A 25,128-nucleotide genomic window follows, 5' to 3' on the forward strand; every position below is an offset into this window, starting at 1 on the left:
ATGGGCCTTGCGGGCACGGACGGCTGTTCAAACCTGACGCACTGCTGCGACCGCTTCACCCTACTGCGGCCGACGATCACGGTGCGCCCGCGCCGCCCCCGACGGTGGCGTCACCGGCGGGCGGCTCCTCGCGCGGCGCCAGGGACGCGAAGTCGCCGGTGTCGCCGAGGCGGACCAGGAAGGGGCGCAGTCGTGTGTAACGGATCGCGGTGATGGAACACGGTTCAACGGCGATCCGCTGGAAGAGGTCGAGATGAAGTCCGAGTGCGTCCGCGACGAGAGACTTGATGATGTCGCCGTGCGAGCACATGAGGTACACGGCGTCCGCCCCGTGATCGCGCTCCACGCGCGCGTTCCACTCGCGCACCGCCTCGGCGGCGCGCGTCTGCATCGCGCGCATGGACTCCCCGCCGGGGAACGCCGCCGCCGACGGGTGCGCCTGCACCACCTCCATCAGCGGCTCGTCCTTGAGCTCGGCGAGTTTGCGTCCGGACCAGTCGCCGTAGTGGCACTCGCCGATGCGGTCGTCGGTGTGCGGGGTGAGGCCGGGACGCGCCTCCAGCAGTGGCTGGAGCGTCTCCCGGCAGCGCTGGAGGGGGCTGGTGACGATCTCGGCGAGCGGCAGCTCGGCGAGCCGTCCGGGCAGTGCGGCCGCCTGGGCGGCGCCGCGGTCGTCGAGGGCAACGCCGGGCGTCCAGCCGGCGAGCAGTCCCTCGGTATTGGCGGTGGAACGTCCGTGCCGGACCAGGAGCAGCGTGGGCATGCGGCCCAGGGTAGGCGCACGCGTGTGTGGTGTGTTCGCCGCAGGAAGGGAGAAGGGGTTCCGTGATCGTCGACTGTGCCATCTACCGGGAGGGTCGCCGGTCGGAGGGGCCCCTGGACTTCTCCGACGCGCTGGACGTGGCCCGGTCGGCGGGGGGCTTCGTCTGGATCGGGCTGCACGAGCCGACGGCGGACGAGTTCGGCCTGGTCTCGCAGGAGTTCGGCCTGCACCCGCTGGCGGTCGAGGACGCCCTCAAGGCCCACCAGCGGCCCAAGCTGGAGGTGTACGACGACTCGCTCTTCGTGGTCCTCAAACCGGTCCTGTACGAGCCGCGGAGCGACACCGTCTCCTCCGGCGAGGTCATGATCTTCCTCGGGGACGCGTTCGTGGTGACGGTCCGGCACGGCGAGGGGACTCCGCTGGGCGCCGTGCGGAAGCGGCTGGAGCGAGAGCCCGAGCTGCTGGGCGAGGGGCCCACGTCGGTGCTGTACGCGGTCGCCGACGCGGTCGTCGACCACTACCTGGACGTGGCGACCGAGTTGCAGACCGATCTGGAGGAACTGGAGGCGGAGGTCTTCACCCCCGACAGCGGGGGCTCGCGGCACACCGCGTCCCGGATCTACAACTTCAAGCGGCAGATCCTCGAGTTCCGCCGGGCGACCGGGCCGCTGGCGCTGCCGATGACGCGGCTGGCGGGAGTCGGCACGTACGGGGCGGGGGTGCCGTTCGTGGAGGACAGGGCGCGGCCCTTCTTCCGTGACGTGCACGATCACCTCACCCGCGTGAACGAGTCCGTGGAAGGGCTGGACCGGCTGGTCTCGGACATCCTCTCGGCGCATCTCGCGCAGATGAGCGTGCGGCAGAACGACGACATGCGGAAGATCTCGGCGTGGGCGGCCATGGCCGCGATCCCCACGATGATCGCGGGGATCTACGGGATGAACTTCGAGCACATGCCGGAACTGCGGTGGGAGTGGTCGTATCCGACGGTGATCGTGGTGATGGGTGCGCTGGAGGTGTTGTTGTTCCGGCTGTTCAAGCGGCGGGGGTGGATGTAGCCGTGGGCCTCAAGCGAATTCCGGTTCCGGGTTCGCGGGGCCGCCGAGGGCGTTGCGGCGGTCGGGCATCCTGAGCGAGACCATGCGGCGCCAGCCGGCCACGCGCTCGTACGCGTACACCGCGTGGATGCCCGCGGCGAGGAGTGCCCCCTTGGGTTTGGACCAGCCGAGGATGCGGCCCATGTGGGCCATCACCGCCAGGCTGACGTCCCGGTAGATGCGGATCTCCGCGCGTGCGCACTCGCGGAGGGTGCGCTGGATGGCGCGGCCGTGTCCGGCGTACGCGAAGCGGAGCAGTTCCTCGTGGCAGTAGGCGAGGTGGTTGTCCTCGTCGTTGGAGATCATCCTGACCGCGCGGCCGAGGTCGGGGTGGTCGGCGAAGTGCTTGCGGAGCAGTTCCATCTGCTCGGAGGCGCGCTGTTCGGTGACCCTGCTGTGGGCGAGGTAGGTGACGATGTCCTGGACGGTGAGGGACTCGTCGCGTTTGAGCTGGTCGTGGGCCAGGCCGATGCCGTTCTGCTCCAGGAGCATCGTGTAGTCCGTCTCCGGGGGGACCGGGACGGGTTCCAGGCCGCGCTTCTTCATCAGGGCGTTGAAGATGCGGCCGTGCTTGTCCTCGTCGGCGCCGTGCCTGGTGATCTTCGGGACGAGGTCGCGCTGGGTCTCCGGGACCAGCGCGGCGATGCGGGCGTTCTCCCAGCCGCCCTGGGACTCGCCGCTCGCGGCGATGGAGCAGAACAGGGCGAAGGACTCGTCGTTGTCGACGATCTCCTGGAACAGACTCTTTGCCGAAAGCATGGTGAGCCGCCTCTCCGCAGGCTTCCGCGGGGTTCCGCGGGCTTCCGCGGTACCAAGGTTCCGCAATTCTGCAAAGAACGAGTCAAGTGCGCGAGGCGGGGCGGGGCAACAGGTGGGGCGGACAACTCCGCCAAACGGAGTACGGGAGAGGGGGCTCGGGAGCGTAACCGGCCGGGTTGACGGGCGTTGATGGGGTGACGGCCGTGGCGGGGAGGACCCCCGAGCCCCCACCACGGCCGTGACAGTCACGCGAGACCGGCGCGTTCCAGGGCCTCGGTGCCGGCGCGGAGGGACGCGAGGCGCTCGTCGAGCGTGAAGCCGGCCGGGGCGAGGGTGAGGGTGGTGACTCCGGCGGCGGCGTAGGCCTTCATCCGGTCGGCGATGCGGTCCACCGAGCCGAGGAGGGTCGTCCTGTCGATCAGGTCGTGCGGGACCGCGGCGGCGGCGCCCTGCTTGTCGCCGGACAGGTACTTGTCCTGGATCTCCGTGGCCTCGCGCTCGTAGCCCATGCGCTGCGCCAGCTGGTTGTAGAAGTTCTGCTTGCGGCTGCCCATGCCGCCGACGTACAGCGCGGTGTAGGGGCGGAAGGTGTCGGCGAGGGTGGGGACGTCCTTGTCGTCGCCGACGGCGAGGGGGACGGTGGGGCAGATGTCGAAGCCGTCGAGGGTCTTGCCGGCCTTCTCGCGGCCGGCGCGGATGTGCCTGACGGCGGTGTCCTCGAGGTGGTCGGCGGAGGGGAAGATCAGGAGGGCGCCGTCGGCGATCTCGCCGGTCTGTTCGAGGTTCTTCGGGCCGATCGCGGCGATGTAGAGGGGGATGTGCTCGCGCTCGGGGTGCACGGTGAGCTTGATCGGCTTGCCGGGGCCGCCGGGGAGGGGGAGGGTCCAGTGCTCGCCGTCGTAGGAGAGGCGTTCGCGGGTCATGGCCTTGCGGACGATCTCGACGTACTCGCGGGTGCGGGCGAGGGGCTTGTCGAACTTGACGCCGTACCAGCCCTCGGAGACCTGGGGGCCGGAGACGCCGAGGCCCAGCCGGAAGCGGCCGCCGGAGAGGGAGTCGAGAGTGGCGGCGGTCATCGCGGTCATCGCGGGCTGGCGGGCCGGGATCTGGAAGATGGCCGAGCCGACGTCGATGCGGTGGGTTTGGGCCGCGACCCAGGTGAGGACGGTGGCGGCGTCGGAGCCGTAGGCCTCCGCGGCCCAGCAGACCGCGTATCCGAGGCGGTCCGCCTCCTGGGCCACGGCGAGGTTGTCCGCGTCCATTCCGGCGCCCCAGTAGCCGAGGTTGATACCTAGCTGCATGGCGGGTCTCCCCTTACCGATGAGTAACGTCGCTTGTGCGGAGACCATATACCTCCGGTGGTCGGGTGGGATGCCTGCGGTTGGTGGGTGGGTCGGGGCCGGGGCGGGGGTGTCCGTCCTCGGACCGGCGCGGAATCGGCTTGTCGAAGAGGTCGAGGGCGCGGACGCGCCGGCCACTGCGGGCGGCCACCCCCACCCCGTCCCCTCCGCGCCGTGGGCGCCTGCGGGCAGTCGCCCGCCGTGCCCATCCGCGGGCAGTCGCCCGCCGTGCCCATCCGCGGGCAGTCGCCCGCCGCGCCCATCCGCGGGCAGTCGCCCGCCGTGCCCATCCGCGGGCAGTCGCCCGCCGCGCCCATCCGCGGGCAGTCGCCCGCCGTGCCCATCCGCGGGCAGTCGTGCCGCTGGGGCGGCACGGGTGGGCGCGACGGCACCCCGCAAGCGCCGGGCCGCGCGAACACCGCCCGCCCCACACCAACGCGGGGCACCCGCCAAGGCGTCGGGCCCGCGAACGCCGGAGGCACCCGCAGCGCCAGTCGGCGGCGCGCCACCAGCCATCCCCTCGGAAATCCGTTGTCCACAGGCACCCCACACCAAAGGCTCCGGCCAGTAATCTCGGCGTTCATGGAGCAGAGGCATCTCGGCCGTACCGGCCTGCGCGTGTCCCGAATCGGGCTCGGGACTCTGACCTGGGGTCGGGACACCGACGAGCACGACGCCGCGGACCTCTTGAAGACCTTCTGGGAAGCCGGCGGCACCCTCGTCGACACCGCCGACGTGTACGGCGACGGAGAGTCCGAGTACCTGCTCGGCAAGCTGATGGACGGGCTCGTGCCGCGCCGGGACCTCGTCATCTCGACGAAGGCCGGCAGCGTGCCCGACCCCGACCGCCGCTTCGACGGCTCCCGCGGCCACCTGCTCGCCGCGCTCGACGCCTCGCTGGCCCGCCTCGGCACCGACTACGTCGACGTGTGGCACGTCCACGCCTACGACCCCGCCACCCCGCTCGACGAGACCCTGCAAGCCCTCGACATCGCCGTAGGCAGCGGGCGGGTGCGCTATGCCGGTGTCTCCAACTTCTGCGGCTGGCAGCTGGCCAAGGCGGCGACCTGGCAGCTCGCCGCACCCGGGGCGCGGACCCGGCTGGCGAGCACGCAGATGGAGTACTCGCTGCTCCAGCGCGGTGTGGAGCGCGAGGTACTGCCCGCCGCCGTCGACCTCGGGATCGGCCTGCTGCCCTCGTCGCCGCTGGGCCGGGGCGTGCTCACGGGCAAGTACCGCAATGACGCCGCCCCGCCGGACTCCCGCGGCGCCTCGGAGCATCTCGCGCCGTTCGTCGCGCCGTACCTCGACGACACCGCCGCCAGGATCGTGGACGCCGTGACCACGGCGGCGGACGGGCTCGCCGTGACCGCGTTGCAGGTGGCGCTCGCCTGGGTCCGTGACCGGCCCGGCGTCGCCGCCCCCATCGTCGGCGCGCGCAACGCGCAGCAGCTCACGGCGGCGTTGTCAGTGGAGGCCCTTAGTCTTCCTGACGAGATCTGCCGGGCGCTCGACGATGTGTCGGCGCCCGTGCACCGCTATCCCGATCACCACTGGAGCACGCTGTGAGCACGGAGCCGCCCGAGACCGCGGAGGACGCCGAGGAGCCGGGGACGCCCGCCGAGGGCGGACAGGTGTCCGAGGCCGAGGCCGAGCTGGCCGCGCAGCGCCTGGAGCGGGAGCGGATCGAGCGGCGGAAGGCGGAGAAGGAGGGGCCGATCCGGGCCGGGGGCAAGCTGAGCGGCACGGCCGCCGATCTGCTGGCCGCCGTGCGCGCCGTGGAGAGTGGTGAGAAGCCCGCCGCCACGGTGTTCGAGGAGGCCGCTCCCGCGCCGCGGCGGCCCGCTGCCGAGCCCGTGCGGCGGGTCGCGCCGGTCGTCCCGGGTGAGGCGGGGCCCGCCGCCGGTGCCGTCGAGGACGTGCGGGAGGTGCTGGTGCGGGGCGGTGCGCCGGAAGGTCTTGCCGTGCAGGCCGCCGGGGTGCTCGGGGACGCCGATGTGCTGCGCGCCGATCCCTGGCAGTTGCTGCGGGTCGCCGGGGTGCGGCCCGAGCAGGCCGACTCCTTCGCGCGGGCGCTGCTCGGGGCCGAGGCGGGGCCGGACGACGAGCGGCGGGGGCGGGCGGTCACCGTGTGGCTGCTGGAGCAGGCCGCGCTCGCCGGGCACACCGCCCTGGAGATGCCGGCGCTGGTCACCGCGCTGGAGCGGCAGGGGGTGCCGGAGTCCGAGGAGGCCGTGCAGAACGCCATCTCGGAGGGGGACGTGCTGGTTTTCCAGGACGCCGTCGGCGAGGCCGCCGGGGAGGACGAGGAGCCTCCGGTGCGGGTGCTGGTGGGGCTGGAGCGGTATGCGCTGGCCGAGGAGAGCCTGGCCGACGGGCTGGCCCGGCTGGTCAACTCGGTGCCCAAGCAGGACGGCGCGAGTGAGGAGTGGGAGCGTGCGGCCGCCTCGGCGGAGGGGTCCGCGGGTGAGCTGATCCGCGCGGTCGCCGGGCACGGGCTGGTGCTGCACACCGGTGGGGAGGCCTCGCTGGCCGAGCCGGCGGCGCTGGTGCGTGCCGCACGCGGTCTGGGACTGCGGGTCTGGGCCGTCACCCACGGTCCGGTGGGGCGCGCCCGGTTCGCCGCGCTGCTGGGGGACGAGGAGGCCGGGGTCGCCACCGTGGCGGGGCTGCTGTCCGGGGCCGAGGGGCCCGGTCGGGACGCCGACGGGGCGCTGGACGTGGATCTGCTGGTCGTGCTCGACGCCCCGCAGCTCGATGTCGAGGCCGCCGCGCTGCTGACGGAGTCCCTGCCGGACGGGGCCCGGCTGGTGCTGGCCGGTGATCCCGCGGTGCTGTGGTCGGTGGGGCCCGGACGGGTGTTCGCCGATCTGCTGGCGGCGCGGGTGTGCCCGCAGATCGCCTCCCGGCGGCCGGATCCCGGCCCGCTGGGCGAACTGGTCTCCGGGATCGGCGTCGGCGAGCTGAACCAGGTGGCGGCGCCCGGCAAGGAGGTCGTGATCGTGCCGGTGCGGGACGCGGGCGAGGCCGTGCACCGGACCGTGCAGCTGGTGGTGGACTCGGTGCCGCGCGCCATCGGGGTGCCGGTCGAGGAGACCCAGGTGATCACCCCGGGGCACGGGGGCGCCGTCGGGACCCGTGCGCTCAACGCGGCGCTGAAGGAGCGGCTGAATCCGGGTCCGGGGCGCTTCGGCGGGTTCGATCCGGGTGACCGGGTCGTCTACTCCCCCGCTCCGGGACGTACGCTGCCGGGCCGCGTGGTGCGGGCCGACGACGAGGGGCTGCACCTGGAGTGCGGGGGCGAGGAGATCGTCGTACCGAGGGAGCGGGTGGAGTCGTCCGTGCGGCACGGGTGGGCGCTGACCGCGCACCAGGCGGTGGGCTGCCGGTGGCCCGCGGTGGTCGTGGTGCTGCCCGGGGACGCCACGCAGGCCCTGAGCCGGCCCTGGGTGTACACGGCGTTCAGCCGGGCCGACCGCCATCTGTCCGTGGTGCACGGTGCGGAGCAGGCGCTGCCGCGTGCCGTGGCCGAGGTGGCGGCGAAGCCGCGGACCACGCGGCTGCCGGTGCTGCTGGCCCCGCAGGTGCCGGTGGCGGAGGGCTGAGTCGGCGTCCGGACACGGCTACGGCGGCACCGGAGGTGCCGCCGTGGTCGTGGGGACGGGTGTGGTCAGCGATCCGCGTCGAGGGGTTCCAGGTCCTCGTCCTCGTCCAGGGCCGGGTCCAGTTCGTCCTCGAGGTCATCGTCGTCGTCGAGGTCCTCCTCGTCGTCGAAGACCGCGCTGACGTCGAAGCGGCACACCACCTGCTGCGGGTCCACCTGCTCGAACGGCGCCTCCAGCCACTCGCCGGGTTCCGCGGGGTCGTCCGATGCCGTCACCCAGAGCGTGGAATCGCCCTCCTCCAGTCCGAACTCCTTGTGCCGGGAGGCGATCTCGTCCGGCTCGTACTCGCCGAACAGCAGGCCCAGCGCGCCGTGGACGGTGCCCGAGGCCCCCGGGCCCTCGTCGTCGGCCGCCTCGATCCGCTGGGCGTGCGCGAGCAGCCGCTGGGGTTCCGCGACGGCGTAGTCGCGGCGGATCAGCACGCTGAGCGCGTTCGGTTCCTCGGGGCCGGTGTACGGCGGCAGCGCTTCCTCCGCGCCGGGGATCTCGAAGGGTGTGACCTCGTCGTAGCGGTCGTAGAGCAGTTCGTCGTACGTCTCCGCGGCCGCGGCCAGCTGGTTGAACGCCTCGTAGACGGCCGGGTCGTCCTCCCCCGACCGGCTTTCGACCGCGGCCAGGTGGCGGTCGAGCGCGGTCTTCACCGCCTCGGCGGCGGCGCGTACCTCGGCAGCGGTGGGCTGCGCAGCATCAGACATAGTGCAGACGCTATCCGTACCGGGGCCCGGCCCGCACAATAGATGCGATGCCGGAATACGAATTTGTCGACGTGCACGTACCGCGCGGGGTCTCCCGCACGGACACGGCACGTCTGCTGACGGACCATGCAGAGTACGGTCACTGGGAGTTGTACCGCCTGACGCTGATGCGTGACGGCAGCCGCAGGGTGCGGCTGCGCAGGCGGATCATCCGCCAGGTACGCGCCACCTGGTGAGCCGGGGCCCCGACAGGAATCACACAACGGAGCGGACCCCGCGGTCGCGGGGTCCGCTCCGTGTGCCCGGTGTCACGCGGCGGTCCGTGCCTTGCGGTAGAGGATCGCGCCGGCCAGCAGCGCGCCCGCGCCGGCGGGCAGCACGAGGCCCATGGGCACGTCGCTGCCGGTCTGCGCGAGCTGCGCGTCGTGCCGCGGCTGGGTGATCGGGTGGGTGTCCGGCTCGTCGTCGGTCGACGGGCGGTCCGGGGTCCGCTCGTCCGGGGTGTCCGGCTCGTCACCGGGCTGCTCGGGGCTGCCGGGTCCGCCGGGCTGTTCCGGCGTCCCGGGCCCGGAGTCGCCGTTCGCGCAGCCGTTGCCCTCGGTGGCGTTGCCGGCGCCGAGGACGTCGACGCTGTTGCCGCAGACGTTCACCGGGATGTGGACCGGTGCCTGGATGTGGTTGCCGGAGCCCACACCCGGTGAGTCACTGGTGTGTCCGCCGGCGTGCGCGCCGCCGTGGTCGCCGGAGTCGCCGTATCCGTCCGAGGAGGAGCCGCCCTCGTTGGCGCAGGAGTTCCCCACGGCCGGATTGAGGACGCCGGCGACGTTGACCGTGTTTCCGCACACGTTGACCGGCACGTCCACCGGCGCCTGCACCGAGTTGCCGGAGAGGACGCCGGGCGAGCCGGCGGCGGCGCCCGTCGCGCCGGAGTCGGCGTGGGCGGCACCGCCCGCGGCGGCGAGCACGCCCGTGGCCGCCGCCATCGTCATCAGGCCCTTGCGGGTGACCTGTCGCATTGCTGAAATCCCTGCCTTTGACCTTGGTCAAGAAGAAGGCCGGGAATGGCGTTCCGCCGTATTCCCGGGGTTCCGACGTTCGACGAGACCGGTCGGCCCCGGAGCGCATGGCGCGCGCTCCGGGGCCGACGGGCTCGAGCCCTCAGCGGGCATGCCCTAGAGGGCGAGGCACAACGTCACTTGTTGATGCAGGTGTTGCCGAAGGCGGGGTTCAGCAGACCGATCACGGAGACGGTGTTGCCGCACGCGTTCACGGGGATGTGAACCGGGACCTGCACGACGTTGCCGGAAAGGACACCCGGGGAGTGCACGGCGGCACCCTGGGCACCGGAGTCGGCGGCGGCCATGCCCGCGCCCGCGAGAACCAGTCCACCGGTGGCAGCCGCGACGGCGACGACCTTCTTGAGCATTATTCCTCCTTGTTGGCAAAGCGATCCAAAGTCGCGGATCACATCACGGCTAACGAGGAGGGAGTAATGAGGCTACGAGCTTATCGTCGCATTCACTCTTCCCAGTCAACTCCGTACGTCTGCCCGATTGTTGGGTTCATCGGGTAACCGGCTCAGGACGCGTCGAGGAAACGGTCGAGCACCCGCACGCCGAACTTCAGGCCGTCCACCGGGACCCGCTCGTCGACCCCGTGGAACATGCCCGCGAAGTCCAGCTCCGGGGGGAGCTTCAGCGGCGCGAAGCCGAAGCAGCGGATGCCGAGGTCGTCGAAGGACTTGGCGTCGGTGCCGCCGGAGAGCATGTACGGCACGGCCCGCGCGATCGGGTCCTCGGCGCGCAGGGCGGTCTGCATGGCGTCGACGAGCCGGCCGTCGAAGTCGGTCTCCAGGGCCTTGTCGGAGTGCACGTCCTCGCGCCGCACGCGCGGGCCGAGGATGCGGTCCAGGTCGGCGAGGAACTCCTCCTCGTAGCCGGGCAGGAACCGGCCGTCGACGTGCGCGGTGGCCTGGCCGGGGATGACGTTGACCTTGTAGCCGGCGCCGAGCATGGTCGGCGCCGCCGAGTTGCGCAGAGTGGTGCCGATCATGCGGGCGATGCCGCCGAGCTTGGCGAGGGTCTCGTCCATGTTCTCCGGGTCGAGCTCGGTGCCGAGCGCGTCGGAGAGCTCGTCGAGGAAGGCCCGTACGGTCTTGGTGACCCTGACCGGCCACTTGTGCCGGCCGAGGCGGGCGACGGCCTCGCACAGTTCGGTGATGGCGTTGTCGTCGTTGGTCATCGAGCCGTGGCCGGCGGTGCCGTCGACGGTGAGCCGCATCCAGTGCATGCCCTTCTCGGCGGTCTCGACGAGGTAGAGGCGCAGCTTCTCGTTGACCGTGAAGGAGAAACCGCCGACCTCGCCGATCGCCTCGGTGACGCCCTCGAACAGCTCGGGGTGCTTGTGCACCAGGTGCTTGGCGCCGTAGGTGCCGCCCGCCTCCTCGTCCGCGAGGAAGGCGAGGACGATGTCGCGGGGCGGCTTGCGTCCGCTGCGCAGCCGGTCGCGGACGACGGCGAGGGTCATCGCGTCCATGTCCTTCATGTCGACCGCCCCGCGCCCCCACACGCATCCGTCGGCGATCTCGCCGGAGAAGGGGTGGTGGGTCCAGTCGTCCGCGTTGGCCGGTACGACGTCGGTGTGGCCGTGGATGAGCAGGGCGGGCCGGGACGGGTCCTCGCCCTCGATCCGGGCGACCGTGGAGGCGCGCCCCGGGTGGGACTCGAAGATCTTCGGTTCCAGGCCCACCTCGGCGAGCTTCTCGGCGACGTACTCGGCCGCCTTGCGCTCGCCGGGGCCGGAGTGGTCGCCGTAGTTGCTGGTGTCGATCCGGATCAGCTCGCGGCAGAGGTCCACGACCTCGTCCTCACCGGTGACGCTCCTGGCCGTGTCCGTCTCGCTCACGTGCTTCCTCCCGCTGCTGGTGTTCCCGGTGATGGGTCGCCCTCATCCTCCCTCGCCGCCGCGTCCGCCCCAAGACCCGGCCCGGCCCGTCACACGCCGTTCACGCGACGACGCGGCAGGGCGGGGTGATCGGCCACCCCGGAACACCTGGTAATGTTTACGTCGTCGCCGCGGGGGGAAACCCGCGCGACAGACACCTTGTCCGGGTGGCGGAATGGCAGACGCGCTAGCTTGAGGTGCTAGTGCCCTTTATCGGGCGTGGGGGTTCAAGTCCCCCCTCGGACACATGAAGCGCGAGGGCCGCGACCACGAGGTCGCGGCCCTCGGGCGTTGTCGCGGAGGCCGACCATGACCACTCGTTCCTGCCCCTGTGGGCTCCCGGAGGCGTACGAGGCCTGCTGCGGCCGATTCCACTCCGGCGCGGCCCCCGCTCCGACCGCCGAGCGGCTGATGCGGTCGCGGTACTGCGCCTTCGTGCGGCAGGACGGCGCGTATCTACTGCGGACCTGGCATCCGAGGACGCGACCGGAGCGGATCGACTTCGATCCCCGGATGCGGTGGACCGGGCTGGAGATCCTGGACACGACCGACGGATCCGCCTTCCACTCCACCGGGACGGTGACCTTCCGGGCCTCCTACCGGGGCGGCTCCCTGCACGAGCGCAGCCGGTTCGAGCGGGTCGACGGGGCGTGGGTGTACGTCGACGGGGAGTTCCTGAGCTAGCTAGGGCGCCAGGATGTCCAGTTCCTGGAGGGCGCCCTCGGTGATCTCTCGGGTCAGTCGTTCCGCGCGGGCGGCGTCGCGTTCGCGGACCGCCTCGGCGAGCTGCACGTGCAGGGTGACGGCGGCGGGGTCGGGGTCCTCGAACATCACGTCGTGGTGGGTGCGGCCGGCCAGCACCTCGGCGACGACGTCGCCGAGGCGGGCGAACATCTCGTTGCCGGAGGCGGTCAGGATCACGCGGTGGAACGCCACGTCGTGGAAGAGGTATCCCTCCAGCCGGTGACCGCGGGAGTTGGCGACCATGCCGAGGGCGCACTCGGTGAGTTCCGCGCACTGCTCGGCGGTGGCGTTGCGGGCGGCCAGGCCCGCCGCGACGGGTTCGATCGCCGAGCGCAGCACCGTCAGTGAGCGGAGTTGGCGGGGGCGGTCCGCGCCGGCCAGGCGCCAGCGGATGACCTGCGGGTCGTACACGTTCCACTCGCAGGTCGGCAGCACCGTCACGCCCACGCGGCGCCGGGACTGGACCAGGTGCATGGACTCCAGGACGCGGACGACCTCCCGCATCACGGAACGCGACACGTCGAAACGCTGTGCGAGCTCGTCGGTGCGCAGGACACTGCCGGGCGGATACTCGCCTGCGGTGATCTCGGGGCCGAGGGTGTCCAGTACGTGGCCGTGCAGCCCCCGGCCCGTGGTGCTCATGCACTCAGAGTACGGGGCGGATCACGGGAATAAAAAGTCAGACTTATATGTCACAGACTCTTGAATTCGTCGTACCTAATAGGTTTCAGTTGCGTCGACATCATGCGTCGACGAAGACAGCAGACAGTGAGGCAGCGATGAACACCCCCCATGTCGTCGTGGTCATGGGCGTCGCGGGCACCGGCAAGACCACCATCGGTCCCCTGCTCGCGGCCCGGTACGGCGTCCCGTACGCCGAGGGCGACGACTTCCACCCGCCGGCCAACATCGCCAAGATGACGGCCGGGACCCCCCTCACCGACGAAGACCGGTGGCCCTGGCTCGACGCCATCGGCGACTGGGCGCGCGGCCGGGCCGGACTCGGCGGGGTGGTCAGCTCCTCGGCGCTGAAGCGGTCGTACCGCGACCGGTTGCGGGCCGCCGCGCCCGACATCGTCTTCGTGCACCTCACCGGTGACCGCGCCCTCATCGAGGACCGGATGTCGCACCGTCAGGGCCACTTCATGCCCACGGCACTGCTCGACTCCCAGTTCGCCACGCTCCAGCCGCTGGAGCCGGACGAGGCCGGAGTCGCCGTGGACGTGGCGGGCGAACCCGAGGAGATCGCCGCACGGGCGGCCACCGCCCTGGAGGCCCTCCCCGAGCCGACCCCGTAGGTCCCGCCGGAACCGCCTCTCCCGGGGCACCCCCACTGCCCCGCCCCCCTCCCCACCCCCGTAGAAACAAGGGAACCACCGTGACCAGACTCAGCGTTGAGATGCTGGCAGCGGACGCACCCGAGCCGATCACCTCGGCCGGCCACGCTCAGCTGGGCATCGCCGTCCTGGCGGGCATCGCCGTCATCGTCCTGCTCATCACCAAGTTCAAGCTGCATGCCTTCCTGTCGTTGACCATCGGGTCGCTGGCGCTCGGCGCGTTCGCCGGGGCGCCGCTGGACAAGGTCATCACCAGCTTCAGTGCCGGACTCGGCTCCACCGTCGCCGGCGTGGGCGTCCTCATCGCCCTCGGCGCGATCCTCGGCAAGATGCTGGCCGACTCGGGCGGCGCCGACCAGATCGTCGACACCATCCTCGCCAGGGCGAGCGGCCGTTCCATGCCGTGGGCGATGGTGCTGATCGCCTCGGTGATCGGTCTGCCGCTGTTCTTCGAGGTCGGCGTGGTGCTGCTGATCCCCGTGGTGCTGATGGTCGCCAAGCGCGGCAACTACTCCCTGATGCGCATCGGCATCCCGGCGCTCGCCGGTCTGTCCGTGATGCACGGTCTGGTCCCGCCGCACCCCGGTCCGCTGGTCGCGATCGACGCCGTCGGCGCCAACCTCGGTGTGACGCTGGCGCTGGGCGTGCTCATCGCCATACCGACGGTGATCATCGCGGGTCCGCTGTTCTCCAGGTACGCCGCCCGCTGGGTGGACGTCCCGGCCCCCGAGCGGATGATCCCGCAGCGGCCCTCCGAGGACCTGGAGAAGCGCCCAGGCTTCGGCCCGACGCTGGCCACGATCCTGCTGCCGGTCGTGCTGATGCTCGCCAAGGCGCTGGTCGACATCGTCATCGACGACCCCGAGAACTCGGTGCAGCGCGTCTTCGACGTGATCGGCTCCCCGCTGATCGCCCTGCTGGCGGCCGTGCTGGTCGGCATCTTCACGCTGGGTGTGCCCGCCGGGTTCAGCCGGGAGCGGATCTCGCAGCTGGTCGAGAAGGGGCTCGCGCCGATCGCGGGCATCCTGCTGATCGTCGGTGCGGGCGGCGGCTTCAAGCAGACGCTGATCGACACCGGAGTGGGCCAGATGATCCTGGACATCTCCGAGGACTGGTCGATCCCGGCGCTGCTGCTGGCCTGGCTGATCGCGGTGGCGATCCGGCTGGCGACCGGTTCGGCGACGGTGGCGACCGTCTCGGCGGCCGGTCTGGTGGCGCCGCTCGCGGCCGACATGTCGACCACGCACGCGGCCCTGCTGGTGTTGGCGATCGGTGCCGGTTCGCTGTTCTTCAGCCATGTCAACGACGCCGGCTTCTGGCTGGTGAAGGAGTACTTCGGGCTGAGCGTCGGTCAGACGATCAAGACCTGGTCGATCATGGAGACGATCATCTCGGTGGTCGCCGGTGGTCTGGTGCTGCTGTTGTCCCTGATCATTTAGCCGGGACCCCGCACAGGGCCCGCCCGCTCCTCGTCGAGGTGCGGGCGGGCCCTGTGCCGTTCAGGGGCGCCACAGCGGGTGTTCCCGCTCCGCCCAGTCGCGGCCGACCGAGCCCGTGCGCATGCCGCGCCGGGCCTCCGGGTCCGCCAGGGCCATGCCGATGTGTCCGGCGAGGACGATGCCGATGGTCAGGGCCAGCCAGTCGTGGACGAAGGTCGCGCTGGTGCGCCACACCAGCGGGGTGAGGTGGGTGAACCACATCAGCAGTCCGGTGCCGAGCATCACCAGCGTGGCGCCCGCGATCCAGGCCGCGTAGATCTTCTGGCCGGCGTTGAACTTGCCGGCCGGCCGGGACGAGGGGCGCCGGTCGCGGCGCAGGGCGGCCCGCAGCCAGGCGCGGTCGTGCCGGCCGAAGCGGTTCAGGCGGCCCAGGTCGGCGCGGAAGGCGCGGGAGACGAGGCCGACGAGGACCGGGACGGGCAGGAGGAGGCCGGACCACTCGTGGAGGGTGACGACGAGGGCGCGGCGGCCCACCAACTGGGCGAGCTGGGGGACGTAGAGGCAGGCGGCCGTGAACACGCATACGCCCATCAGCGCGGCCGTGGCGCGGTGCACCCGGCGCTGGGCGCGGCCGAAGCGCCGTACGGTGCCGGCGGCGGGCGGGGCGTCAGTCCGTAGGCTCATCGTCGCGTCCGTTCGAGCGGCCGACCCAGGCGTCGACGTCGTAGCCGCGCTCCTCCCAGTAGCCGGGTTCGACGTCCTCGGTGACGGTGATGCCGGAGAGCCACTTGGCGGACTTGTAGAAGTACATCGGGGCCACGTAGAGGCGGGCCGGTCCGCCGTGGGCGTGGCCGAGGTCCTCGTCCTGCATGCGCAGGGCGACCAGGACGTCGGCGCGGCGGGCCTGGTCGAGGGTGAGGCTCTCGGAGTAGGCGCCGTCGAAGCAGGTGAAGCGCACCGCCCCGGCCGAAGGGCGCACTCCCGCGGCGTCCAGGAGCCGGGACAGGCGCACCCCCTCGAACGGCGTGTCCGGCACCCGCCAGCCGGTGACGCACTGGACGTCCCGGACCATGCGGGTCTGCGGCAGGGCCTTCAGGTCGGCCAGGGTGTAGCTGGTGGGCCGGTCGACGAGGCCGTCGACGGTGAGGCGGTAGGTGTCGGCGTTCTTGCGCGGGACGGACGAGGTGACCGAGTAGTAGCGGAAGCCGCCGCCGTTGGGGAGCAGTCCGGTCAGGCCCGTGGGGTCCTTGTCGGAGGCTCCGGCGAGGAAGGATTCCAGGCCGCGCTGGAGGGTGGGCGCGGTGACCACGCCGAGGGCGCCCAGGCCGAGGGTGCCGAGGAGGACGCGGCGGCCGATGGGTTTGCCCCGCGCGTCCCCTTCCTCGGGGAGCCGCGGCGGCTGTTCGGAGTTCACCTCTCCATTCGAGCACCCGCGTCCCCGCCGGACCAGGGATCGCGGGTGCCCGTCAGATTTCCGTAATCACGCCCCTACGAGGTGCGCTCCGCCTCCTTCTCCAGCTGGAACGCCTCGTTGCCGAGTCCGATGCGGGCGTGCTTCTCGGGGGCGCGTGCGCGCAGCACCGCTCCCTGGACCAGGCCGACGACCAGGGCGAGGCCGATGATGCCGGGCAGCATCCAGCTCAGGGCGGAGTCGGGTCCGGCGCCGACCAGTACGTCGAAGTCCTTGACGGTGTAGCCCGCGATGACGACCAGGGCGATGCCCGCCAGCGCCGAGGTGACCAGCCGCCAGCTCTGCGCGCCGGCGGCCCCGCGCCGGACGAAGAAGACGACGACGGACAGGGAGGCGATCGCCATCAGCACGATCACGCCGAGCGCGCCGACGTTGCCGCCCCAGGTGAACAGGTGCAGGACCGGGGCGGTCGGGTCACCGGTCGGCTTGTCGTCGGTGAGGGCGAAGGCGAGGACGAGCACGGCGGCGATGACCGTCTGGAGCAGGGAGCCGGTGCCGGGGGCGCCGCTGGTGCCGGTGGTACGGCCGAAGGCGGCGGGCAGCAGGCCCTCGCGGCCCATGGCGAAGGCGTACCGGGCGACGACGTTGTGGAAGCTGAGCATCGCCGCGAACATGCCGGTGACGAAGAGGATGTGCAGGACGTCGGTGAAGGTGGCGCCGAGCCGGTCCTCGGTGAGGAAGAAGAGCAGTCCCGCGCTCTGCTCCTGGGAGGTGGCGACAATCCCGGCGGGGCCGGTGGCGACGGTGAGCGCCCAGCTGCTGAGGGCGAAGAAGACGGCGACGCCGGTGACCGCGAGGAACATCACGCGCGGCACGAGGACGTGCGGCCTGCTGGTCTCCTCGGCGTAGACGGGGGCCTGTTCGAAGCCGAGGAAGGCGGCGATGCAGAAGCACAGGGCGGTGCCGACGCCGGCGCCGGTGAGCGTGTCCGGGTTGAAGGCGTGCAGCGACAGGCCCTCCTTGCCGGGGTCGGCGACGGCGGCGATGTCGAAGACGACCACGAGCAGCACCTCGATGACCAGCAGCACGCCGAGGACGCGGGCGTTGACGTCGATCTTCAGCCAGCCCAGCGCGCCGACGGCGAGCACGGCCGCGAGCGCCGGTATCCACCAGGCGACCTCGACGTCGGCGTAGGTGGCGAAGAGGCCGGAGACCTCGAAGCCGAAGATGCCGTAGATGCCGACCTGGAGGGCGTTGTAGGCGACGAGGGCGACCAGGGCGGCGCCCGCTCCGGCGGTGCCGCCGAGGCCGCGGGAGATGTAGGCGTAGAAGGCGCCGGCGTTGTGGACGTGCCGGCTCATCTCGGCGTAGCCGAGGCTGAAGAGGACCAGTACGACGCCGAGGGCGACGAAGAGCAGCGGCTGGCCGACGATGCCCATCACCGCGAATGTGGTGGGCATGACACCCGCGACCACCATGAGCGGGGCGGTCGCGGCGAGGACGGAGAGCAGCAGGCCCCCCGTGCCGAGGCGGTCGGCGCGCAGGGCGCGCTCCTGCCCCTTGAAGGTACTGATGCCGTCGGCTGTGGCTCTGCTCGTGCTCGAACTGTCCGTCGTCATCGAAAGGCCGTCCTTGGTCGGTTGTGGTTGTCGGCGATCGGGTGCGGGGGGTGGGGGCTGGGGTCAGGCCGTGCCCAGAGCTGCGGCGCGGGCGGTGCGGAAGGCGGTGAGGGCGTCCCGGTCGGGATACGACCAGGGGGCCGCGGTGGCGTGTTCGCCGATGCGGTGGAAGAGGGCGGCCGCCTCGGCGCCCCGGCCCTCGCAGACCTTGGCGTGGGCGAGGAAGTTCAGGTCGACCAGGCGGCGCGGATGGCCCTCGTGCTCCCACTCCAGCCACCAGTCGAAGGCGGCCTTCATCACCTGCCGGGCGCGGCGGCCGACCCAGTGGCCGGAGGCGACCGGATCGGCGGGTTCGTGTCCGGCGGCGGCCAGGGCGCGGTAGCGCTCGGCGTGCGCGACGACGGGCAGGATCGCCAGCGGGGAGTCGGCGGGCGCCTGCTCGGCGGCCCAGTTGGCGAAGTCGTACACCTCGTGCAGCGGGTCCGGGCCCGCCTCGACGCGGCGCTCCGCGAGCCAGGCGACCACCAGGTGGTGGGCGTGGTGGTGGTCCGCGTACCGGGTGCGGATCTGCTCGAAGAGCCGGACCACGTCCCCCTCGGCGCCCTGGGCGCACTCCAGCAGGAGCAGTCCGAGCCACGGGGTGGGGTCGGCGGGCGCGCGTTCCGCCGCCTTGAGGCAGGTCTCGCGGACGCGGGCCGGTTTCTCCTTGCCGCGCAGCGCCCGCCGTACCTGGGCCAGCGCGAGCAGCACGGACGCGTCACCGGACTCGGGCTCGGCGAGCAGCCACTCGCGGGCCCAGGCGGCGCTGGAGGACTCCCGGGCGAGCACCGTGATGCGGTGCCCCCGGCGGTCCCAGTCCTCCCCCGTACGGACCAGGAGCGAGCGGGTGTTCTGCCATCGGCCCTGTGCCAGCGCGGTCCGCGCGGCGACGAGTTCGGCGTCGTCAAGGGCCTCGTCGAAGGCCTGTGCCGCACGTTTGCGGGCACGGCCGAGGGGAGGCGGGGGTGGGGACACCGCGGAACTTCCTCACGCGCTCTTCTTGTGGTCGTCGGCTTACGACGGGTGGTCGGTACGGCAGTGGTCGGCTGCCGATTGCCATGAGCCGATCACTCACAGCAAACCGTCAGCCCACGGATCACGTCAAGGGCACCCCATGCGTTACACGCGTCAACTGCGGTCACGGACGGGCGACTTGTGACATCCGGGGCCGAAAGGTCGCCCGGTCGGCGTGACGCGGCCGACATCCCTCGGCGGCCGACATCCCTCCGCGGCTGACATCCCTTCGCGGCCGTGGACGGAGGCGTCGCGGGCGGGCGGCGGCTAGAGTCGGCCTCACGCGTCCGTCACCCCGCATGATCATCGAGGTACGCAGCGTGTCGGTTCCGGTCCTCGTGCTCGCCGTGAGTGCCGCGTGCTGTCTGGGTTTCGGTTTCGTCCTCCAGCAGAACGCGGCGCACCGGGCCCCGCTGGGCGACTTCCTCTCCCCCCGGCTCCTGCTCGACCTGATGAAGGTGCCCCGCTGGCTGGGCGGCATGGCCCTCATGGTGGCCGGCCTGGCGCTCGGCGCGGCGGCGCTGGGCCACGGCGAGCTGTCCCTGGTGGAGCCGCTGCTGGCGACGAACCTGCTGTTCGCGCTGGCGCTCTCCCGCCACCAGACCCGACAGCCGCTGGGCCGCCAGGGCTGGGCGGGCCTCGCGCTGCTCGCGGGCGGGGTGACCGCGTTCGTCGTCGCGGGACAACCTACGGGCGGCCACGCGCTCACCGATCCGCTGCGGCACTGGCTGATCATCGGCGGCATGGTCGGGCTGGCCGCGCTGCTCACGGGGTGCGCCAAGCACTCCCGGCTGACCGTGGGCCCGATCCTGCTGGCCGTGGCCGCGGGGCTGCTCTACGGCGTGCAGGACGCGCTGACCCGGGTGAGCGGGCAGCGCTTCGCCGACGGGGGCCTCGCGGGACTGTTGACCGGGTGGCAGCCGTACGCGGTGCTGGCGCTGGGGGTGACGGGGCTGGTGCTGGTGCAGAGCGCCTTCGAGACCGCTCCCCTGCGGATGTCCCTGCCCGCCCTCACCGCGGCCCAGCCGCTGGCCGGGATCGCGTGCGGCGTCGGCTTCCTCGGCGACCGGCTGCGCACGGACACCGGGGCGCTGACCTGGGAGGCGTGCGGGCTCGCGGCGATCGTCGCGGGGATCGTGCTGCTGGGGCTGCATCCCGCGATGCCGCGGGGTGTGCCGAAGCACGCGCACACGGGCGAGGTGCGGGTGGACTGAGCCGTCGGACCCGCGCCGGGCGGGCGTCGGCGGCGCTGTTTGGATGGCCCCATGAGTGCTGACGAGATCATCGACATCGTCGACGAGAACGACCGGGTGGTGGGGCGGTCCCCGCGCGGCGAGGCGTATGCGCGGGGGCTGCGCCACCGTTGCGTCTTCGTCCTGGCCAGGGACACCGAGGGCCGGGTCTTCGTCCACCGCCGCACGGCGACCAAGCTGGTCTTCCCCTCCCTGTACGACATGTTCGTCGGCGGGGTCGTCGGCGCGGGCGAGGGCTACGACGAGGCGGCCCTGCGGGAGGCCGAGGAGGAACTGGGCGTGACCGGGCTGCCCCGGCCCGAGCACGTCCTCACGTTCCTCTACGACGACGGGGCGGGCCACAGCTGGTGGTCGGCGGTGTACGAGGTCCGCTGCGACCTGCCCGTACGGCCGCAGGCCGAGGAGGTGGCCTGGGGGGACTTCCTGCCGGAGGCGGAGCTGGAGCGGCGGCTGGGCGAGTGGGAGTGGGTGCCGGACGGGCTGGCCGCGTACGAGCGGCTCCGGGCGCATCGGTCGCTCGGGTCCCGCGGCTGAGCAGTAGGGTCACGGGGTGATCGAGTTCGTACGGAATGTTCGGCTGTGGTTCGCGCCCGGGGAGGTGCGGGGGGAGGGCGACACGCCCGACTACCGGTTCTCGCTGGCGAACGAGCGGACGTTTCTCGCCTGGCTGCGTACCGCGCTCGCGTTGATCGGTGGCGGGTTCGCCGTGGACCAGTTCCTGCCGGATCTGCGGTGGGGGTGGCGGGTCGGGCTGGCGTTGGCGCTGCTGGCGGCGGGGGCGTTGTGCGCGTTGCGGGCGGTGAACCACTGGGTGCGCTGCGAGCGGGCCATGCGGCGGGGGGAGGACCTGCCGGTGTCGCGGTTTCCCGCGCTGCTGAGCCTTGTGGTGGCGGTCGTGGCCGTCGTGATGGTTGTGGTGGTGCTGGTGGGGTGGGAGGGGTGAGCGGGACGGCGGCAGCCTCCGGGGGGCCTCCTGAGCGGGATCCCGGGTTGCAGCCCGAGCGGACTCGGCTCGCGTGGCGGCGTACGACGTTGACGGGGACCGTGGTGGCGGTGCTCGCGGGGAAGGCCGCGCTGGCGGGTGGGGTGTCGGTGGGCGGGGGCTTGGCGGGAGTGGCGTGCTGCGTGTGCTGGCTGGGGTTTCTGGCGGTGGCGCATCGGCGGATTCGGGCGTTGGCGGCGGGCGGTGTGCCGGGGGGGCTGGTGCCTCGGTATGCCGCCCTGGCGGTGCTGTGCGTGGTCGTGATGGTGGCGGGTGGGGCGGGGCTCGTGGTGGAGGGGTGAGGGGTTTTCTCGCCGGTTTTCTCGCCGGTTTTCTCGCCCCCGCCGCCCCTTCCCGTCCCGACCTGGGGCTCCGCCCCAGACCCCGCTCCTCAAACGCCGGAGGGGCTGGGTTGATGCCGGACAGGCTGAGTTTTTAGTCGGGCAGGGTTACCACGATCTTGCCTCGGGTGCGGCCCCGCTGGTTCAGTTCGTGGGCCTTCGCCGCCTGTTCCAGGGGGAAGGTGTCCGAGACGTGGACCGTCACCGTGCCCTGGTCCGCCAGGTCGGACAGGTGCTGGAGGTCCTGGGGGTCGGGGCGGACGAACCAGTAGTGGCCGCCGTAGCTCACCACCTCGGGGTCGGTGATCGAGGCCAGGCGGCCCTCGGGGGCCAGCAGGTTCGCGGAGACCTTCAGGGCGTCGCCGCCCACCGAGTCGAACACCGCGTCTACACCCTCGGGGGCCAGTCCCCGCACCCGTTCGGCCAGGCCCTCGCCGTAGGTGACCGGCTCTCCGCCCAGGCCGCGTACGAAGTCGTGGTTGCGCTCGCTCGCCGTCCCGATGACCCGGGCGCCGACGTGGGCGGCGAGCTGGACGGCGATGGATCCGACGCCGCCGGCCGCCGCGTGCACCAGCACCGTCTCGCCCCGCTTGACCTCGAGGACGCGGTGCAGCACCTGGTAGGCGGTGAGCCCCGCGAGGGGCAGGCCGGCCGCCTCCTCGAAGGACAGCCTGCGCGGCTTGCGCGCGAGGGTGCGCACCGGTGCGGCCACGTACTCGGCGAAGGTGCCGCCTGAGAGGACGTCCGCGCGCACGTAGCCGATGACCTCGTCGCCGGCGGTGAACTCCGGTACGGCGGGCCCGGTCCGGACGACCACGCCCGAGACGTCCCAGCCGGGGACGACCGGGAACACCGGCCGGAGGAGGGAGTCGAGATAGCCCTCGCGGCACTTCCAGTCGACCGGGTTGACGGCCGCCGCCCGCACCTTCACCAGCACCGAGTCGGGGCCGACCCTGGGGTCGTCGACCTCCCCGAGTCCGAGCACTTCGGGGCCGCCGTACCGTGAGTAGCTGATCGCCTTCATGGCTCCGACCCTCCGGGGTCCGCCCGCACGGTGCAAGCCGAATCGCTCGATATACGCCATTCGCGTGGCGGCCGGACGAAGGGCGGACACGGCCAGGCCCTGTCGTCACATTCCCGCCGTCCGCCCGGCGGGCGGGCCTCGCGGCGTCAGGTGCGTGCCCTCGCCGCGCCGGGCCCTGAGCCTCGTACTGGATGCACTTGGCTCGGGGCCCGGTGCGGCGGTGGGGGCACCTGCCGCTCGATCGAAGCCGAGAGTGGGGGAGCGTGCATGGCGTCCTGGGGCAGGCGGGAATGTGACGGCAGGGCCTGAGCGCCTATCGTGGCTCCGATCACGTTTGGTCGTCGCTCTGGACGACATACCGACCGGTCGGCATCATATGGCGGGTACCCTTCACCTGCCCGTAGGAGCGACGATGAGCCCCGACCACCCGCCCGGACTCGATCTCGACCGGCTGCGCGGCCTGCTCGAACGGGAGCGGCCCGGCCTGGTGAACGGCCCGCTCTCCGGCCGGCTGATCGAGGGCGGCAGGTCGAACCTCACCTACGCGGTCTCCGACACCGTCTCGAAGTGGGTCGTACGGCGGCCCCCGCTCGGCCATGTGCTGGCCACCGCGCACGACATGAGGCGCGAGCACCGAGTGATCAGCGCACTGCACCCGACCGCCGTTCCGGTGCCGCGCACCGTGCTGCTGTGCGAGGACGAGGAGGTGCTCGGGGCGCCGTTCTACGTCATGGAGTTCGTCGAGGGCACCCCGTACCGGACGGCCGGCCAGCTGGCCCCGCTCGGGCCGGAGCGCACCCGGGACGCCGTGCTGAACCTGGTGGACACGCTCGTCGAGCTGCACGGGGTGGACCCCGGCGAGGTGGGCCTGGCGGACTTCGGCCGCCCCGAGGGCTTCCTCGACCGGCAGCTGCGGCGCTGGGGGAAGCAGCTGGACGCCTCCCGCAACCGGGAGCTGGCCGGCATCGACGAGCTGCACGCCGCGCTCGGGCGCGATCTGCCCGTCTCCCCCGCACCGGCCGTCGTGCACGGCGACTACCGCCTCGACAACGCGCTGATCGGACCGGACGACCGGATCAAGGCCGTCCTCGACTGGGAGATGTCCACGCTCGGCGATCCGCTGACGGACCTGGGGCTGCTGGTGATGTACAGCATGCCGCTGGGCATGCCCGACTCCCCCGTCTCCACGACCGCCGAGGCCCCCGGGCACCCCACGCCGGCCGAGCTGATCGAACGGTACGCGGAGCGGTCGGGACGCGACGTCTCCACGGTGTCCTGGTACACGGCGTTCGCCTGGTTCAAGCTCGCCGTGATCCTGGAGGGCATCCACTACCGCTACACGCTGGGCCAGACGGTCGGGCGCGGCTTCGACCGCATCGGCGATCTGGTCCCTGTCTTCATCCAGCACGGTCTGACCACTCTTCAGGAAGGCTGACGGACATGGACTTCGCGTTCGACGCGCGCACCGAGGAGCTGCGCGCCAAGCTGCTCGCCTTCATGGACGAGCACGTGTACCCGGCCGAGGCGGTCGCCCACGAGCAGCGTGCCGGGCTGGACTCGCCGTGGAAGAACGTCCCCGTGGTGGAGGAGCTGAAGGCCGAGGCCCGCCGGCAGGGGCTGTGGAACCTGTTCCTGCCCGACTCCGAGTACGGCGCCGGTCTCACCAACCTCCAGTACGCGCCGCTCGCCGAGATCATGGGCCGTTCGCCGCAGATCGCGCCGACCGTCACCAACTGCGCGGCGCCCGACACCGGGAACATGGAGGTGCTGGCGCAGTTCGGCGACGAGCGGCAGCGGAAGCAGTGGCTGGAGCCGCTGCTGGCCGGTGAGATCCGCTCGGCGTTCGCGATGACCGAGCCGGACGTGGCCTCCTCCGACGCCACCAACATCACCACGCACATCGAACGCGACGGCGACGAGTACGTCATCACCGGACGCAAGTGGTACATCTCCGGGGCCATGCACCCCGACTGCGCGGTCTTCATCGTGATGGGCAAGACCGACCCGGACGGGGCGGACATCCGCCGCCAGCAGTCGATGGTCCTGGTCCCGCGCGACACCCCGGGCGTCACGATCACGCGCGCCATGCAGGTGTTCGGCTACGAGGACCACTACCACGGCGGACACGCCGAGGTGGTCTTCGACCACGCGCGCGTGCCGGTGGCGAACCTGATCGGCGAGGAGGGCGGTGGCTTCGCCATCGCGCAGGCCCGGCTCGGTCCCGGCCGGATCCACCACTGCATGCGGCTCATCGGCATGGCCGAGCGGGCCATCGAGCTGATGTGCCGGCGGGCGGTGTCCCGTGACGCCTTCGGCAAGGCGCTGGCACAGCAGGGCGTGGTCCAGAACTGGATCGCCGACGCGCGCGTGGCGGTCGAGCAGCTGCGGCTGCTGGTGCTGAAGACGGCCTGGATGATGGACACCGTCGGCAACCGGGGCGCCCACACCGAGATCCAGGCCATCAAGATCGCCACCCCGCGCACGGTCGTCGGCATCCTCGACCGGGCGATCCAGCTGTACGGCGCGGGCGGGGTCAGCCAGGACTTCCCGCTGGCCGAGCTGTACGCCGGTGCCCGCACGCTGATGATCGCCGACGGCCCGGACGAGGTGCACCAGCGGTCGCTGGCGCGGCGGGAGCTGAAGAAGTACCTGTAAGGCCCGCT

Annotated in this window: 26 protein-coding genes and 1 tRNA gene; 14 read left to right on the forward strand and 13 right to left on the reverse strand. The window is 72.1% G+C overall.

Annotation, left to right across the window (positions count from 1 at the left end; all coding sequences use genetic code 11):
* Nucleotides 1–76: 76 nt before the first annotated feature.
* Nucleotides 77–763, reverse strand: a complete 687-nt coding sequence (locus ACZ470_RS33175) for a histidine phosphatase family protein (RefSeq protein ID WP_468433288.1) — start codon at nt 761–763, stop codon at nt 77–79.
* Nucleotides 764–825: 62 nt separating this feature from the next.
* Between ACZ470_RS33175 and corA the strand changes: the two genes are divergently transcribed.
* Entirely contained in the window at nt 826–1,821 is a 996-nt protein-coding gene (gene corA, locus ACZ470_RS33180) for a magnesium/cobalt transporter CorA (RefSeq protein WP_468433289.1), read from the forward strand.
* Nucleotides 1,822–1,830: 9 nt separating this feature from the next.
* Here corA and ACZ470_RS33185 read toward each other — a convergent pair whose 3' ends face one another.
* Nucleotides 1,831–2,619 carry a ferritin-like domain-containing protein gene (locus ACZ470_RS33185; protein WP_468433291.1) on the reverse strand — a complete coding sequence of 263 codons (789 nt, stop codon included), beginning with the start codon at nt 2,617–2,619 and terminating at the stop codon, nt 1,831–1,833.
* Nucleotides 2,620–2,864: 245 nt separating this feature from the next.
* Complete coding sequence (locus tag ACZ470_RS33190) at nt 2,865–3,920, reverse strand: LLM class F420-dependent oxidoreductase (RefSeq protein WP_468433293.1); 1,056 nt, start codon at nt 3,918–3,920, stop codon at nt 2,865–2,867.
* 621 nt (nt 3,921–4,541) lie between these two features.
* Between ACZ470_RS33190 and ACZ470_RS33195 the strand changes: the two genes are divergently transcribed.
* Together ACZ470_RS33195 and ACZ470_RS33200 are read left to right on the forward strand one after the other, a co-directional pair.
* The gene (locus tag ACZ470_RS33195) at nt 4,542–5,528 is read left to right on the forward strand and encodes an aldo/keto reductase (protein WP_468433295.1); all 987 of its coding nucleotides are present in this window, start codon (nt 4,542–4,544) and stop codon (nt 5,526–5,528) included.
* Nucleotides 5,525–7,564 carry a helix-hairpin-helix domain-containing protein gene (locus tag ACZ470_RS33200; protein ID WP_468433296.1) on the forward strand — a complete coding sequence of 680 codons (2,040 nt, stop codon included), beginning with the start codon at nt 5,525–5,527 and terminating at the stop codon, nt 7,562–7,564. Before ACZ470_RS33195 ends, ACZ470_RS33200 begins: the two co-directional genes overlap by 4 nt.
* A gap of 65 nt (nt 7,565–7,629) precedes the next feature.
* Here ACZ470_RS33200 and ACZ470_RS33205 read toward each other — a convergent pair whose 3' ends face one another.
* Nucleotides 7,630–8,319: a hypothetical protein gene (locus ACZ470_RS33205; protein ID WP_468433298.1), complete on the reverse strand. Its 690-nt coding sequence runs from the start codon at nt 8,317–8,319 to the stop codon at nt 7,630–7,632.
* Nucleotides 8,320–8,366: 47 nt separating this feature from the next.
* Here ACZ470_RS33205 and ACZ470_RS33210 point away from each other — a divergent pair, with 47 nt between their 5' ends.
* Complete coding sequence (locus ACZ470_RS33210; RefSeq protein WP_468433300.1) at nt 8,367–8,555, forward strand: DUF5703 family protein; 189 nt, start codon at nt 8,367–8,369, stop codon at nt 8,553–8,555.
* Nucleotides 8,556–8,627: 72 nt separating this feature from the next.
* Here the strand turns inward: ACZ470_RS33210 and ACZ470_RS33215 are convergent, their stop codons facing one another.
* From ACZ470_RS33215 to ACZ470_RS33225, 3 genes are all read right to left on the reverse strand, one after another.
* Nucleotides 8,628–9,335 carry a chaplin gene (locus ACZ470_RS33215; protein ID WP_468433302.1) on the reverse strand — a complete coding sequence of 236 codons (708 nt, stop codon included), beginning with the start codon at nt 9,333–9,335 and terminating at the stop codon, nt 8,628–8,630.
* A gap of 176 nt (nt 9,336–9,511) precedes the next feature.
* Complete coding sequence (chpH, locus tag ACZ470_RS33220) at nt 9,512–9,745, reverse strand: chaplin ChpH (RefSeq protein WP_468433304.1); 234 nt, start codon at nt 9,743–9,745, stop codon at nt 9,512–9,514.
* A gap of 152 nt (nt 9,746–9,897) precedes the next feature.
* Nucleotides 9,898–11,223: a M20/M25/M40 family metallo-hydrolase gene (locus ACZ470_RS33225; RefSeq protein WP_468433305.1), complete on the reverse strand. Its 1,326-nt coding sequence runs from the start codon at nt 11,221–11,223 to the stop codon at nt 9,898–9,900.
* 200 nt (nt 11,224–11,423) lie between these two features.
* On the opposite strand from ACZ470_RS33225, the gene ACZ470_RS33230 reads away from it, so the two are divergent.
* Both ACZ470_RS33230 and ACZ470_RS33235 read left to right on the forward strand, forming a co-directional pair.
* Nucleotides 11,424–11,508, forward strand: a tRNA-Leu gene (locus ACZ470_RS33230).
* Between the two features lie 63 nt (nt 11,509–11,571).
* Nucleotides 11,572–11,946, forward strand: a complete 375-nt coding sequence (locus tag ACZ470_RS33235; protein WP_468433306.1) for a YchJ family protein — start codon at nt 11,572–11,574, stop codon at nt 11,944–11,946.
* Here ACZ470_RS33235 and ACZ470_RS33240 read toward each other — a convergent pair whose 3' ends face one another.
* Nucleotides 11,947–12,648, reverse strand: a complete 702-nt coding sequence (locus ACZ470_RS33240; RefSeq protein ID WP_468433308.1) for a FadR/GntR family transcriptional regulator — start codon at nt 12,646–12,648, stop codon at nt 11,947–11,949.
* 137 nt (nt 12,649–12,785) lie between these two features.
* On the opposite strand from ACZ470_RS33240, the gene ACZ470_RS33245 reads away from it, so the two are divergent.
* Nucleotides 12,786–13,304: a gluconokinase gene (locus tag ACZ470_RS33245; RefSeq protein ID WP_468433310.1), complete on the forward strand. Its 519-nt coding sequence runs from the start codon at nt 12,786–12,788 to the stop codon at nt 13,302–13,304.
* Nucleotides 13,305–13,384: 80 nt separating this feature from the next.
* On the forward strand, nt 13,385–14,782 hold the full coding sequence (locus tag ACZ470_RS33250) for a GntP family permease (protein ID WP_468433312.1): 1,398 nt from the start codon (nt 13,385–13,387) through the stop codon (nt 14,780–14,782).
* A 60-nt stretch (nt 14,783–14,842) separates the two neighbouring features.
* Here ACZ470_RS33250 and ACZ470_RS33255 read toward each other — a convergent pair whose 3' ends face one another.
* The 4 genes from ACZ470_RS33255 to ACZ470_RS33270 form a co-directional block, all read right to left on the reverse strand.
* Entirely contained in the window at nt 14,843–15,466 is a 624-nt protein-coding gene (locus tag ACZ470_RS33255; RefSeq protein ID WP_468433314.1) for a cytochrome b/b6 domain-containing protein, read from the reverse strand.
* Nucleotides 15,450–16,196 (reverse strand): molybdopterin-dependent oxidoreductase, encoded by a 747-nt coding sequence (locus ACZ470_RS33260; RefSeq protein WP_468433316.1) that lies wholly within the window; start codon nt 16,194–16,196, stop codon nt 15,450–15,452. The genes ACZ470_RS33255 and ACZ470_RS33260 overlap by 17 nt, the downstream gene beginning before the upstream one ends.
* 74 nt (nt 16,197–16,270) lie before the next feature.
* On the reverse strand, nt 16,271–17,812 hold the full coding sequence (locus ACZ470_RS33265) for an APC family permease (protein WP_468433318.1): 1,542 nt from the start codon (nt 17,810–17,812) through the stop codon (nt 16,271–16,273).
* A gap of 63 nt (nt 17,813–17,875) precedes the next feature.
* Complete coding sequence (locus ACZ470_RS33270) at nt 17,876–18,826, reverse strand: hypothetical protein (RefSeq protein WP_468433320.1); 951 nt, start codon at nt 18,824–18,826, stop codon at nt 17,876–17,878.
* 338 nt (nt 18,827–19,164) lie between these two features.
* Here ACZ470_RS33270 and ACZ470_RS33275 point away from each other — a divergent pair, with 338 nt between their 5' ends.
* The 4 genes from ACZ470_RS33275 to ACZ470_RS33290 are packed head-to-tail and all read left to right on the forward strand — an operon-like array spanning nt 19,165 to nt 21,402.
* Complete coding sequence (locus tag ACZ470_RS33275; protein ID WP_468433321.1) at nt 19,165–20,079, forward strand: DMT family transporter; 915 nt, start codon at nt 19,165–19,167, stop codon at nt 20,077–20,079.
* 51 nt (nt 20,080–20,130) lie between these two features.
* Nucleotides 20,131–20,652, forward strand: coding sequence for an NUDIX domain-containing protein (locus ACZ470_RS33280; protein ID WP_468433323.1), 522 nt, complete (start codon nt 20,131–20,133; stop codon nt 20,650–20,652).
* 16 nt (nt 20,653–20,668) lie between these two features.
* Nucleotides 20,669–21,061: a YidH family protein gene (locus ACZ470_RS33285; protein ID WP_468433325.1), complete on the forward strand. Its 393-nt coding sequence runs from the start codon at nt 20,669–20,671 to the stop codon at nt 21,059–21,061.
* Nucleotides 21,058–21,402, forward strand: a complete 345-nt coding sequence (locus ACZ470_RS33290) for a DUF202 domain-containing protein (RefSeq protein ID WP_468433327.1) — start codon at nt 21,058–21,060, stop codon at nt 21,400–21,402. The genes ACZ470_RS33285 and ACZ470_RS33290 overlap by 4 nt, the downstream gene beginning before the upstream one ends.
* A gap of 133 nt (nt 21,403–21,535) precedes the next feature.
* Here the strand turns inward: ACZ470_RS33290 and ACZ470_RS33295 are convergent, their stop codons facing one another.
* On the reverse strand, nt 21,536–22,465 hold the full coding sequence (locus ACZ470_RS33295; RefSeq protein ID WP_468433328.1) for an NADP-dependent oxidoreductase: 930 nt from the start codon (nt 22,463–22,465) through the stop codon (nt 21,536–21,538).
* Nucleotides 22,466–22,877: 412 nt separating this feature from the next.
* On the opposite strand from ACZ470_RS33295, the gene ACZ470_RS33300 reads away from it, so the two are divergent.
* Together ACZ470_RS33300 and ACZ470_RS33305 are read left to right on the forward strand one after the other, a co-directional pair.
* The gene (locus ACZ470_RS33300) at nt 22,878–23,900 is read left to right on the forward strand and encodes a phosphotransferase family protein (RefSeq protein ID WP_468433330.1); all 1,023 of its coding nucleotides are present in this window, start codon (nt 22,878–22,880) and stop codon (nt 23,898–23,900) included.
* A gap of 5 nt (nt 23,901–23,905) precedes the next feature.
* Nucleotides 23,906–25,120: an acyl-CoA dehydrogenase family protein gene (locus tag ACZ470_RS33305; RefSeq protein WP_468433332.1), complete on the forward strand. Its 1,215-nt coding sequence runs from the start codon at nt 23,906–23,908 to the stop codon at nt 25,118–25,120.
* Nucleotides 25,121–25,128: the final 8 nt, after the last annotated feature.

Source organism: Streptomyces sp. NPDC031111 (assembly GCF_055570675.1).